This is a genomic window from Mesorhizobium sp. M7A.F.Ca.MR.176.00.0.0, assembly GCF_004023165.1.
Lineage (GTDB): Bacteria > Pseudomonadota > Alphaproteobacteria > Rhizobiales > Rhizobiaceae > Mesorhizobium.
On sequence record NZ_RZTC01000150.1, the window covers coordinates 1 to 12,070 of the forward strand.

Annotated in this window: 13 protein-coding genes, 1 tRNA gene and 1 pseudogene; 7 read left to right on the forward strand and 8 right to left on the reverse strand. The window is 59.5% G+C overall.

Annotated elements, in window-relative coordinates:
* From EOB59_RS31000 to EOB59_RS31015, 4 genes are all read right to left on the reverse strand, one after another.
* On the reverse strand, positions 1-347 hold a 347-nt coding region (locus EOB59_RS31000; RefSeq protein WP_164895801.1), incomplete at its 3' end, for an ABC transporter ATP-binding protein.
* Positions 344-1,126 carry an ABC transporter permease gene (locus EOB59_RS31005; protein ID WP_127810302.1) on the reverse strand — a complete coding sequence of 261 codons (783 nt, stop codon included), beginning with the start codon at positions 1,124-1,126 and terminating at the stop codon, positions 344-346. The genes EOB59_RS31000 and EOB59_RS31005, both read right to left, overlap by 4 nt.
* A gap of 1 nt (position 1,127) precedes the next feature.
* Complete coding sequence (locus tag EOB59_RS31010; RefSeq protein ID WP_127810303.1) at positions 1,128-2,030, reverse strand: ABC transporter permease; 903 nt, start codon at positions 2,028-2,030, stop codon at positions 1,128-1,130.
* A 13-nt stretch (positions 2,031-2,043) separates the two neighbouring features.
* Positions 2,044-3,123, reverse strand: coding sequence for a spermidine/putrescine ABC transporter substrate-binding protein (locus EOB59_RS31015; RefSeq protein ID WP_127396425.1), 1,080 nt, complete (start codon positions 3,121-3,123; stop codon positions 2,044-2,046).
* A 91-nt stretch (positions 3,124-3,214) separates the two neighbouring features.
* Here EOB59_RS31015 and EOB59_RS31020 point away from each other — a divergent pair, with 91 nt between their 5' ends.
* The 3 genes from EOB59_RS31020 to EOB59_RS35415 all read left to right on the forward strand — a co-directional run bounded on the left by EOB59_RS31020 (position 3,215) and on the right by EOB59_RS35415 (position 4,768).
* Positions 3,215-3,829, forward strand: a complete 615-nt coding sequence (locus tag EOB59_RS31020; protein WP_128290009.1) for a TetR/AcrR family transcriptional regulator — start codon at positions 3,215-3,217, stop codon at positions 3,827-3,829.
* A 125-nt stretch (positions 3,830-3,954) separates the two neighbouring features.
* Positions 3,955-4,524 carry a DUF2569 family protein gene (locus EOB59_RS31025; protein ID WP_128290010.1) on the forward strand — a complete coding sequence of 190 codons (570 nt, stop codon included), beginning with the start codon at positions 3,955-3,957 and terminating at the stop codon, positions 4,522-4,524.
* A gap of 13 nt (positions 4,525-4,537) precedes the next feature.
* Positions 4,538-4,768, forward strand: coding sequence for a hypothetical protein (locus EOB59_RS35415; protein ID WP_164895802.1), 231 nt, complete (start codon positions 4,538-4,540; stop codon positions 4,766-4,768).
* A gap of 203 nt (positions 4,769-4,971) precedes the next feature.
* On the opposite strand, the pseudogene EOB59_RS36895 reads toward EOB59_RS35415, so the two are convergent.
* Both EOB59_RS36895 and EOB59_RS31055 read right to left on the reverse strand, forming a co-directional pair.
* Positions 4,972-5,268: pseudogene (locus EOB59_RS36895) on the reverse strand (DUF1236 domain-containing protein).
* 1,297 nt (positions 5,269-6,565) lie between these two features.
* Positions 6,566-7,270: a Crp/Fnr family transcriptional regulator gene (locus EOB59_RS31055; RefSeq protein WP_127810305.1), complete on the reverse strand. Its 705-nt coding sequence runs from the start codon at positions 7,268-7,270 to the stop codon at positions 6,566-6,568.
* Between the two features lie 1,324 nt (positions 7,271-8,594).
* Between EOB59_RS31055 and EOB59_RS31065 the strand changes: the two genes are divergently transcribed.
* Both EOB59_RS31065 and EOB59_RS37360 read left to right on the forward strand, forming a co-directional pair.
* Positions 8,595-9,248, forward strand: a complete 654-nt coding sequence (locus EOB59_RS31065) for an outer membrane protein (protein ID WP_128290013.1) — start codon at positions 8,595-8,597, stop codon at positions 9,246-9,248.
* Positions 9,249-9,473: 225 nt separating this feature from the next.
* Positions 9,474-9,734 carry a hypothetical protein gene (locus tag EOB59_RS37360; RefSeq protein ID WP_128290014.1) on the forward strand — a complete coding sequence of 87 codons (261 nt, stop codon included), beginning with the start codon at positions 9,474-9,476 and terminating at the stop codon, positions 9,732-9,734.
* Positions 9,735-9,899: 165 nt separating this feature from the next.
* On the opposite strand, the gene EOB59_RS31075 is transcribed toward EOB59_RS37360, so the two are convergent.
* Both EOB59_RS31075 and EOB59_RS31080 read right to left on the reverse strand, forming a co-directional pair.
* Entirely contained in the window at positions 9,900-10,553 is a 654-nt protein-coding gene (locus tag EOB59_RS31075; protein ID WP_127321675.1) for an outer membrane beta-barrel protein, read from the reverse strand.
* Positions 10,554-11,011: 458 nt separating this feature from the next.
* A tRNA-Thr gene (locus EOB59_RS31080) sits at positions 11,012-11,087 on the reverse strand.
* A gap of 155 nt (positions 11,088-11,242) precedes the next feature.
* On the opposite strand from EOB59_RS31080, the gene EOB59_RS31085 reads away from it, so the two are divergent.
* Entirely contained in the window at positions 11,243-11,410 is a 168-nt protein-coding gene (locus tag EOB59_RS31085; RefSeq protein WP_127268088.1) for a hypothetical protein, read from the forward strand.
* 223 nt (positions 11,411-11,633) lie between these two features.
* The gene (locus tag EOB59_RS31090) at positions 11,634-11,846 is read left to right on the forward strand and encodes a hypothetical protein (RefSeq protein ID WP_127396883.1); all 213 of its coding nucleotides are present in this window, start codon (positions 11,634-11,636) and stop codon (positions 11,844-11,846) included.
* The last annotated feature ends 224 nt before the right edge of the window (positions 11,847-12,070 follow it).

Genomic DNA, 12,070 nt, shown 5'->3' on the forward strand with positions numbered 1-12,070 from the left:
GCCTTTGCAGCGCGCGTCGTACCGTCGACGCCCTGCATGCGCAGGCCGAAGCCGACATTGCTGCCGACGCTCATATGCGGGAACAGCGCATAGTCCTGGAACACCGTCGTCGTCGGCCGCTTGGCCGGCGGCACCGAGGTGCAGTCCTCGCCACGGATGAACACCTTGCCTTCGCTGGGGGTGACGAAGCCGCCCAGAATGGAGAGCAGCGTCGTCTTGCCGGAGCCGGACGGCCCGAGCAGGATCGTGTAGCTGCCGGGCTCGATCTGCAGCGAAACGTCTTTCAGCACGGTGTGCTGGCCGAAGCGATGCGAGACGGAGCGAGTATCGACCAAAGGCGCAGTCATGCCTTTCTCCTGCGCAGCAATGTCAATTCGAACAGCACGACTAGCACGATGGAAACCGCGAAGACCAGCGAGCCGACGGCGTTGGTCTTGGGGTTGAGGCCGGAGCGCAGGAGGTTCCAGATTTCGACCGGCAGCGTGGTGTCGAAGCGGGTGAGCAGGAAGGAGATCACGAACTCGTCCCAGGAGAAGGTCATCGACAGGAAGAAGCCGGCGAAGATGGCGGGCGCCATGACCGGCACGGTGATCAGCAGCAGCACCTTCCATTCCGGCGCGCCGAGGTCGCGCGCGGCACGCTCGATGTTGATCTGGTGGTCGCCCATCTGGCTGTAGATGATGGCAAAGCACAGCGGCAGGTTGATCACGACATGGCCGATGCCGGCGGCAAGCAGCGATTTCGGCACGCCGGCCCAGTTGAACAGCACCAGCAGCCCCATCCCGATGATGAGATAGCTGACCGTCAGCGGCAGGGTGATCAGCCCGCGCAGCAGGCCGGAGCCAGGCAGGACGAAGCGGGCAAAGCCCCAGGCGGAGAGAAAGCCGAGCGTGACGGCTGCGAGCGAGGAGATGGATGCCACCAGCAGCGAGTTGACCAGCGCCGAAGTCAGCCGCGTGTCCGAAAGAACCGCATCGTACCAGCGCAGCGACGGGCCGGTGAAGGGCGGGATCGGGAACGACGTCGCCTGCAGTGAAAACAGCACCAGCACGACGACCGGCAGGAAGATGAAGCCGTAGACGGCGAGCGCGTAGAGCCAGGAGGCGATGCGGACAATCCGGCGCATCTCAGGCCCGCTCGATCTTCAGCCAGCGCGCGCAGGCGAGATAGGCTGATGTGACCACCGCCATCAGGATGATGGACAGTGCGGAGGCCAGCGGAAAATCGCCGCGCCTGCCGATCTGCATCATCACCAGCTGCGGCATCAGCAGCTCGTTGTTGCCGCCCAAGATCTGCGGCGTGATGTAATCGCCGATGCACAGCACGAAGGTCAGGAAGGCTCCGACCATGATGCCAGGCAAGGTCAGCGGCAGCACGACATGCAGGAAGGTGCGCACCGGCCCGGCGCCGAGATCGGCGGCCGCCTTGCGGTAGCTCGGGCTCAACTGCTTGAGGTTGGCAAAGATGGTCAGCGTCAACAGCATGACGAAGAAGTGCACGAAGCCGGTGACGGTGGCGAACCGCGTGTTGGCGAGCTGCAGCGGCTCACTGATGAGGCCGGAGCCGGTCAGCGCCCGGTTGACGACGCCGTTCTGCGCCAGCACCAGCAGCCAGGAGTAGGAGCGCACGACATAGGAGGTCCAGAACGGCAGCACGGCCAGCATCAGTGCCAGCCGCTGCCAGCGTTCCGGAACCTGTTCGGCGAGGATCCAGGCAAAGGGATAGGCGAGCAGCACCGAAATTACGGTGACGATCGCGGTCACCTGCAGCGAGTTCACCATCGCCTGCCAGTAGGACGGGTTGTTGAAGAACTGGCTGTAGTTGGACGCCGTGAAGCCGCCGCCCTCATGCGCCGTCAGGCTGGAAAACCCCATGGCGATGAAGGGCAGCACGAAGAACAGCAGCGTCCAGCCGAGCGCCGGCGTGACCAGCGCCCAGGGCAGGGCAGAGCCCGCCCGGGGCAGGGCCGCCCGGGGCAGAGCAGAGCCCGCCCGGGGCAGGGCACGTCCGTTGTTTGCCGAGCTGCTCATGAGCGCTATCGGCTCATTTCGCCTGCAGCATTTCGGTCCACATATCCTGCATCTTCTTGTCGAGATCGGCGTTCGGCGCCGGATAGGCCTGGGCGCGCGCCAGGAAGCCCGGCTGCTCGTCGAAGCGCAGGGCCTTCTTCTGGTCGTCGGTGAGTGCGGCCTTGGTGTTGGCCGGCATGCCCCAATAGCAGGAGGAGGTGGCAAGGCGCGCCTGGCCTTCCGGGCTCATAATGTACTGGATGAACTTCAGCGCCATGTCCTTGTTCTTGGAATCCTTGAACATGGCCAGCGACTGCGACCAGAGAATCGCACCCTCCTTGGGGACCGAGAAGTCCAGCGCCGGGTTTTCCTTGGCCAGGCCCGCCGTCACCCATTCGCCGCCGCCGACCAATATGTCGACCTCGCCGGTCGCAAGCGCCGTCTGGCTGGCGGTCACTTCGCCGACCAGCTTGGCATTGGCCTTCATCTTCAAGAGCTCGTCCTTGAGGGCGGGCAGGTCGGCTTCGGTGAGATCGGCCGTCTTCTTGCCGATCGCCAGTGCGGCCATGCCGATGACCGGCAGGTAGTAGTCGTAAATGGCGACCTTGCCCTTGTACTTGTCGCCGGTGAGTGCCGCCATCGACTGCATGTCGGCCGGATCGACCTTGGTCTTGTTGTAGCCGATCGTGTTGTAGCCGAACTTTTCGGTGATGCCGTAGCGCTTGCCGCCGGCCACGGTGGAGCTGTCCATCTTCACCTGCGGAAACAGATCGGCCAGCGGCAGTTTGTCTTCCGGCAATGGCTCGAACAGTCCCTTCTCGACGCCGCGCGGCACGTCGATGCTGTCGATCACCATCACGTCCCAGTCGCCCGGCTGCGACTGCTCCACGATGGCGAGGCCGGCGCCGGTGCCCTCGAATTCCTTGACGTTGACCTTGACGCCATTGGCCTCCTCGAAAGGCTGCAGCAAGGCCGGATCGGCATGATCGCACCAGATCAGCGCGTTGAGATCGGCGGCCTGCGCGCTCGTCGAAAGCAGCAGCGCCGCGGCTGCGGCAGCTGTGCGCAAACGGGTCTTCAGGATGGAAAGCGGATTGCTGGCTGTGTGTGACATCGAGTGTTCTCCCTTGCCTTTGTGGCTTCTTGCAAAAAATTGAACCAATTCTAAAATTGAGTCAATTCTGTTTTGTGGCAAGAGGCTGGGAATGAGCGGATTGCGGGCTAGGCAAAAGGCGGACCGGCACCGGCGTATCATCGAGGCGGCGGCCGAACTGTTTCGCGAGGCCGGCTACGAAGGCGCCAAGATCGAGGCGATCGCCGCGCAGGCCGAGGTCTCTGTCGGGACGATCTACAACTACTACGAGAACAAGGGCGACATCCTCGGCGCCATCGTCTCGCTGGAGGTCAACGAGGTGCTGAATGCCGGGCAAGGCGTCGTCGCCAAGCCGCCGGCCAATGTCGGCGACGCGCTGGACACGCTGGTCGGCATCTATATCGAGCACTCGCTGCACTATCTCAGCAAGGAGATGTGGCGGCAGGCGATGGCGATCTCGACGCAACTGCCCGACAGCCCGTTCGGCCAGGCCTACACCGCGCTCGACCGCGCCCTGACCGAACAGATCCGCGCCCTGGTCGCCCGGCTGCAGGAGATTGGCCTGGTGCGCCAGGACATCGACGGTGCAGCGCTCGGCGAACTGATCTTCAACAACATGAACATGATGTTCATCGAATTCGTGAAGCGTGACGCGGCGAAGATACCGGAACTGCGCGCGGCGATACGGAGGCAGAATAGGATATTGGTGGCGGCGATTGGGGTGTGACACGTCAGGAGCAGGCAGGAGAAAGCGTCGCTTCCGCACAAGACCTGGTTTCAGACGCGGGTCGCCTCTTGAGTTGAGTTTGAAATCTGGTACAACCTAGGAGGGCATAATAGGGGGAGGGGTAAATGGGGACGTTTTCAGTCTGGCATTGGGCGATCTTGCTGCTGTTGATCGGCGTGCCTGTTTTCCTTGCCGTTCGATCAGCCGCGAAGCCGTCACAGAATCCTGAGGCTCTTGTGGGCTTCGGCGGCTGGCTGATGCTGCTGGCTATCGGTCAGGCAGTGTCACCATTGCGGACGCTTGCCGACTTCGCCAATTCGACCGACGGCTACCAGCAACTCATGACCCTCTCAAATGGGCCGCTGGCGGTGTATGGCGAGGTTGCCCTTAATCTGGCATTTCTGGCGCTTCAGCTGATTGTGCTCGTTTCGATGCTGCGGCGTAGCCGCCGCTTTCCGCAATTGTTTCTGCTCCAGTGGCTGGCGATTCCCGTCGTGTTTATCCTGGACACGATCTGGGTTGCGTCAGTTCTGGGCGTTCCGGTGAGCCTGGTGCTCGCAGGCGATGCGCTGGTGGCCCCCATAGTCTCGTTTGTGGTGACAGGGCTCTGGGTCGCCTACGTCTACAAGTCTGTCAGGGTGCGGAACACGTTCACCAGGATTGGGGCATCCGCCCAGGTTGCGAGCGCGTCATAGAAGGCAGCCCAGTTTGGGATATTTTGGAGCATCGGGGCTCAACGAACTGATCTTCAATGACATGATGTTCATCGAGTTCGTGAAGCGCGACGCGGCGAAGATACCCGGAGCTGCGCGCGGCGATCCGCAGGCAGAACTGGATTTTGGCGGCGGCGATCAGGGTGTGACCTCGTGCACCACTATGTCGTCATCGAACCTGGAATGGCCAAATCCCGAGCCGAATGACCGCAGCTGTCGTCCGTGACGGTTGCGAGCTTTTGGAAGGTCTTTATTTCGGCTTCGTTTATAGGTGCTGCCCGCGCTTTCGCCTGGAGATCAGCCAGGCGCGCCACGAGGGCTTGCGACGTCTCGACTTCAGGGCTCATCATTTTCATTGTCCGATTCAGTGGCGATTGACGAGCACAACCCGCCGCCATCCCTGCCGGCGGGCGTGGCCGGTTCGAAGCTTCAGTCGTAGACTTTCACAATCTTGCGTGTGCTCGGGTCCACCAGAACCGTTCGGTTGTCGACCAGCGGTATTTGACGTTGGGGACCTCGTGGAGCTCGACCGTGTCTGGCAGAGCCGTGCCGACGTTCAACTCCACCCCCCCCGGGAAGCTTCACAGAAGCCAAGGGTTGCTTCTTCACGTATTCGCGCACGACGGTGTCCTGTTCCTGTGTGACAACCACATCCTGTGCCGCAACTGCGCCGACGCTGGCCAACAGCAAGAGCGCCGCAGCGGCGCTGCTTAGGTGCATCCTCATAGTTTTTCTCCTCTTGTAACTGGCGGCAGCACGATCGGCTGGCCACCCGAACACGTCGCCAGGCCAAACGTTCCTCATACGGGCTTCTGGCTGAACCTGCGCAGGACCAAAGTCTGATTGGCAAACGCAATGGTCTTACCCGTTGGGAGTAGGCGGAACGGCTTAGGCCTGAAGGTTGTTGTCTCTGCAAACGCGGAGAGAAACAGTGGAAAAAAGTGTCGGCCAGGCGCGATGGTTGCTCGCACCGATTTTGGCAACAGCCATCACCTTCCTGGTGATGGGGATAGTCCTTGGCTGACATGACGTGGATCGGCGCGGTACGTCCCTTCCTGCGCTGATAGGACCCGTGAGCCGCTTCGGCGGCTGGCGGGTCCTGTATTTCACCGTGCGCTGGGCTGCTCATTCGGCAGCGCGCTCTTTTTAGCTCAGGTACCTTGGGAGGTTTATTATGGATCGGCGATCCTTCTTGACTGCAATGTTTGGTGTTGCCGGGGCAGCGGCCCTTGCAAGCGCTGTCCGCCCAATCGACGCAGTAGCGGGTGTTCCAGGAGCCGGACGCGGCATCCTCGACGAACTTGAGACGCCACAAACAGCGACCTTTGACGAAGATGCACAGGCAGAAGTGCAGCAAGTCTACCATCGGGACTGGCACCACCGTCCCCACCGCCGCCGCCGGCGAGGCTGGAGACGGGTTTGCCGCAGCTACTGGCGGCATGGCCGCCGTCGCGTCCGGTGCTACCGCCGACGGGGACCTTCGGTCGTCCTTCGATTTTAACTAGTTTTCCGCCTTGGCCCGTTCCGGCTCGCGCGCCGAGAACGGGCCGGTTGGGATCTTTTTGGTGAACGATAACAATGACATTGGTCCAAAGATTGAATGCGAGTGGCAGCGCAAACCAACCGGGAAATGACAACGACCATGCCGCGGGGTTTGCGGACGCCGTCTCGTTGCGGGACGAGGAAAACATTGCCGACCTTGTCAGGCGAACAGAGCGCATGGCCATTTTGGTGGTTCTAGGAATGGGCGGCTGGTTGATGTTGGTGCCCGCTATTTACCTTGTACTGACCCACGGGATATGAACGACTTTCGGTGTCGCGGTAGCTGACTGCAGCATGTCAGCGGAAGCTAACGCAACATCCATGCGCGTCCAAAGTTGAATTGCGGGAGCATCGCATCGCGGCTTCCGCACCCCGTTTCCTGTATCGGCAATATGGGGACGGGCTGTTTTGCTGGCGCGAGCACAAGTGTCTGGAAGCACCTATTATAGTGGTCCACGTCCGGCATGCTGGGAAGGCGCTCTCATCCAACCAGCCGCGCATACTCGGCCTCCGGTTTGCCGTAGGTGCCGTTTGCGCAAGCCGCAAGGCCGCTGCGGTCCCTGATATGCACTTCGCCTCGTCGAGAATAGATGAAACCGCGCCCTTCCAGCACTTGCAGTCCAACGGTAACCCCTGGGCGTCTTGCTCCAAGCATGATGGCGAGAAACTCGTGGGTGATCGCAAGGCGTTCGCCGTGGACCCGATCGTCACACATTAGAAGCCAGCGCGCCAACCGCTCTTCAAGGTTTGATTTTGCGTTGATCAGGGCCGTATAGCTGGTCTGGATGTGGAAGTAGTGGACATAGCGCAACAGGAACAGGCGCAACGTTGGGCTGTTCGCAAGAGCCTCCTTGAAGGGCTCGGCTCCGATCCTGAAAGCGCTGCCGGGCGACTGAATGTAACATTGATGCGCCGCATAGTCAGCGCCCATCACGAGCGCGGCACCGGTCATTCCCTCAAAGCCGACAAGACCTACCTCGGCCTCCTTACCCGAAGCCGCCGCGACCACAGAGGCAATGCCGTCTTCCAGGAAGTAAACCGTCTCGATCTCCGAATCGGCTTTCTCCAAGGTCATTTTCAGCTCGAGGTCACACAGTTCAAGGTGTGGCTGCAAAAGCCCCAGGTCACCAGGGTTAAGCCGACGCAACAATTGGTTTTTATAGGAATCGTTCTCTTGATTGGTCATAGCTCAATCCCGCTTGGGGCAAGAGCTTTCCAATCTCCCTGCCGTCCGCGCCCGTAAACACGTGCAGACGATTTAGAGAAGATACGCCCACTGGCGCGCGATTGACAGTGAAATGCGACCTGATGCACGGCGTCCCCCAGCCGCCGAATTACAAAACAGGGGTGTGCAAAGTTAAAGGGTTGGAATCGTACAGAACTCTGCTTCGTACGAATCCGACAATTTCGTGATCGCGGCCAACGCCGGCATGATGTGCATGGTTATCGATGTCGAGGTAGAGCGACGAGAAGGCGACTGGCAGGACCGACTGGCAACGCGAAGGCTGTGCTCCATAACGGGTCAAACAATTTGGCATCTAAATTGCTCTGACAGGTATGGGGTGGGCGAGAGCCCGTCGCTTCGCAAATGGAGCGGCGGGTCTACTCTACCAGCGACTGTCGAATGGCCACAGCAACAGGATGTACCCGCTTTTCAGCAGAAGCTAACGGAACATCCGGGCGCGTCCAAAGTTGGATTGCAGGAAGCGCCGCATGCCGGCTTCCGCAGCCCGTTTCGTGTCACCGGCAATGTGGGCGGGACGGGCTGTTTTGCGTCGGTACGCGATTTTATCCAAGCGGTGACTACTTGTGGGTAATCCAGTCCAACAAGCCTGCGTCAACCTGCTCGCACCCGACATATTCGCGGACCAAGCTTTCAGCCAGGTGGCGCCATTCACACGCGGGAACGCTTGTTTCCCGGACCAGGTTTCGAAATGCAGAGCGGAGAATGTCGGCATCGAAGGTTGAGACGGCAACAGGACCTGGGGTCCGGATCTTCCCAACCTCGGGCCAGGTCATCGCCGTGACGTTGGCGAAGGCCCTTGAGCAGTTCGCGCGAGGCCTCGATTGCGCGTCGGGAGTGGTCCATACCGCGGCGAAATGAGGCGGTTCCGGCCAGGGAATGGTGCCGCAACCGAAAGCTGGTTTCTATAGCCGCGCGTGCGACTTCTATATGCGTTTCAACCATCGCGGCCTCCCTTCCTGCGAAAGGATCTATTTACTCTCTTCTCACGCGTGACCCAAGAAGGATTCAACGTACGGTTTGGTACGCAATGCGGCGCGCAGATGGGCGCGGATCGCGACGGCGTCTCTAACGAGCATTGGGGCGTGAGCAAGCTGTTCGAGCAAGACGAGCATTCGCGCTCGCTTGTGGGCAAGGCGGGCACGCAAGACTCTCGCTATACAATCTCGTCTGATCGCAGTTTGAATTTAGGTTCAATGTGGCGGAAATACAACGGCACATAACGGCGCGCTCTGCTACGAAATGGTGGGTTGTAGGGGATCACCTAATGAAGAAGCTGCTTCTTGGTTTGTCGTTGTCTCTGCTGGCTTCATCGGCGTTCGCTGCCGATGCCATGGTCGAAGAAGTCGCCCCGGTTTTTAGCTGGACAGGTGGGTATATCGGTCTTCAGGCAGGCTACGCTCGGGGTGAGGGGAATATACGGCAGGCCAGCGGCCCGGGCTTCATTGAGACAGATCCTGACGGGTTCCTTGGAGGTGTCTACGCCGGTTACAACTACCAGATGCCGAACAATATCGTCATTGGTGCGGAACTGGACGTCGTATATGCGAATGTTGATGGCAGCGGCCAAATATTCGCCGCTCCCGGTCTCCCATTTCCGGGCGGCATCGGGACCGAGGAACTTAAGTGGAGTGGGGCGGCAAGACTTCGACTGGGATATGCCGTTGATCGCTTGCTTCCCTATGTTGCGGGTGGCGTTGCATTTGGCGACATCGACACAAGCAGTAATACCGTCTCAGGTTCTTTCGGAGACACATTTACTGGATGGACGATAGGCGCGGGCTTGGACTACGCCATGACCGACAATCTTCTGCTGCGCGCCGAGTATCGCTATACTGATTTCGGCACTGAATCATTGCCGATTGGTAATATTGATCTGAAGATCAATGAGGTTCGCTTCGGCATCGCCTACAAATTCTAGTCCACTGAAGCCCATAGAGAGAGCCTGCCGCCAAACCGCGACGGGCTTTTTTCTTTGCGCGACAACAGAGAAATATCTCGGCAATGCGTCGTCGCATCCCTGGGACGGCTCTCCCGCCTGGTTCCTGTCTTAGTGGTGGCTTTGGGCGTGACCGCTTTACATGCCTTGAGGAAAGTAGGAATATTATCCTCGATTCGAGTGGGGCGACTCTTAAAAGGTGTCGCAATGGCTCGGTCAAAACCTTCAAAGCGATTATCGCAGGCTGAAATCGAGCGCTTTCTCGTGGCGGCGGAGGCGCTGCACCTGAGCATCATCAAGCAGTTCATATCGCCGCATTGCGACCACTACAGACAGACGCGCGTCTTGCATGAGGTGCTGTTAAGGGCGGTGCGGGAAGTCACCGGGAAGGATGCTACGTTCATCCGGTGGAATTTGACCGGGCCAGCACAACAAAGGCCGGAGCGCCCGGCAGAAGAGCCCCCATAGCATTGTCCGGGACGGACGAGGGGCCTGAGCCGCGAACTATTTGCGATCCAGGCCCCTGGCCGTCGGGTTCGTGGCGACATTGCGCCCGCGGAATGCCATTCACAAGCTGGACCTTGGTCTTGCTATTCCTGCGGAGCGCGTCAACGTCGGAGACGCGCTGAACAGTTAGAATTTCATCGCGATGCCGACGCGGAAATCGTGCGTCTGAAGCGTGTGTTCCAGCGTGCATCCGCCGCCGCAATATTCAAGCGACTTCTTGCCGAAGAAGGAGAAGTCGTATTCGCCTCGCAAGAACACGTTGTGTGTGAGAGCGACGTCGATGCCTGCTCCAACAATGCCACCGACCAAAGTTGCATCCCGCTCGGCGTTTCCACCTGGATAGAACGTCTTCAGCTTTGCGGCGGTTACACCAGCCGTGACAAACGGCATGTAGGCTCCGATGTCCATGCCAACGCGACCCTTTACGGATCCGAACAAACCTGTGGAGGCGTCGAGAACGCCTGGGCCTGGAATATCGTCGAAGGTGTTCTTCTTAAAGCGGTAGCCAAGCTCGCCTTCAACGCCATAGACAATCTTGCCGGATTGGAAGTTATAGCCTGCAAAGCCGCCGACCGCGGCCGAGCCGACGTTGTGCGTTGCGCCAGCCTGGGCGCCCGGCTCATAGATCTTGTAATGTTCCAACGTTCCGGCGCCGAACACGCCGGCGTATGGCCCTTGCCAAGTCCATTCAGGGGTGTCGACAGGAGCGGTCATCATATCGGCAGCGATGGCCGGAGCCGCCGAAAGCGCAACGAATGAAGCGAGCAAAAAAGCTTTCATGAAATCCCCATCAAATCGCCAAGCGCTTTATATCGATGAGCCTGCAACTTTGTATGTAGCTAGGAAGTCACACCTGTAGACTAAGTTGCTGCGCCTGAATTCGGCGACTAGGTATCAGGAAGGCCGGTGCAAACAGGCATCCCGCGAGGAGCTCCGGACTTCCGCGGCCGAACACCGGCGCCGCCACAACCTCTGGAATGAAACTCAACGCCGGCGAGGAATGGCAGTCAGGTTTCGACGCGGGCATTATCCAGAAATTCGAGAGCGGAGCGTGGAAGGTGCCGTTCTAATCTTCAATAAATCCCGCCGCCGCACGGTGGCGGGCTTTCCACATGGTGATGCTCCGGGGCGGATATTCTCGCGGGTAAGTGCATGATTTCCAACGTGGATCAGGCGGCGGATCGAACTCGATGACAATAGATTAACTGTCTGAATTTACTCAATTGCCGCACTTTTGCTGGTGCCCCCGGACGGAATCGAACCGCCGACCTTCGGTTTACAAAACCGCTGCTCTACCAGCTGAGCTACAAGGGCACGGCGCTCCGGTTAGCATATTTGTTGCGCCAGTAAAGACAAAACTCCGTTTTTTCCCGGCATGCCGCGTGGCCCGTCGACGAGGGCATCCTGAAAACCGCTAGATTGCTTCCTACATCTAGGGGAGGTGCAATCGCTTTGCGCAGGGGTGTGGCATGATCAGATTAGTCATCATTCTCCCGATCATCTTCGTGGCCTGGATGCTGCTGGTGAAAATCATCAGCGATGTGAAGAAGGCCAATGTCGACTGGACCGGCGTCACCACCATCATCGGCTTCATCGCGCTGGCGTTCTGGCTGCGCCATGTCACGGGGATGGGGTGAGAGAGAGCGAATAGTGAGTAGCGAATAGCGAATAGCGAATAGGGAACGGCAACGTAGCGATTGGTAAGTGGCGTTCCTGCCTTTTCCTCCTCGCTATTCGCTATTCACTTGGGCCAAAGGCCCCACAAAAAATCTCCTCGACCTATCGAACCTTTTGCCGCGCCGCGCCGACTGATGGTTAGAGGCGAATGGGTCGCCTCGATCAAGGATCCAGGAGATCATCATGTTCAAGCGCACTCTTACCTCAGGCCTCGTCGCCATTTTCGTCGCCACCGGCGCGCTCGCCGGCACTGTCGGCACGTCGTCCGCCCACGGCATGCACGGCCATCATCACAACCACCATCACAAGAAGCACTTCAAGAAGTTCTGGTGGAAGCACTACAACCACCACCACAACCATCACCACAGGCACGGCAGGGTGATCATTTTCCTTTGATGGAGGGACCCAGTTCTCCCAAGAGGGCGGCTTCGGCCGCCCTTTTTGCGTTGGCGTTGCGAAGTAGGGCGGGCAAAGCTAGCGATCTCGCCCGCAAGCTACGGCATGCACATTTCCAAACAACTGGTCTTTGGCGATAGGGTGCATGGCAGCTTGGCGCATGCATTGCCTTTTGCGGCGCTGGTCGACCCCCACTCCGTCTCGGCTTCGCCGAGCCACCTCTC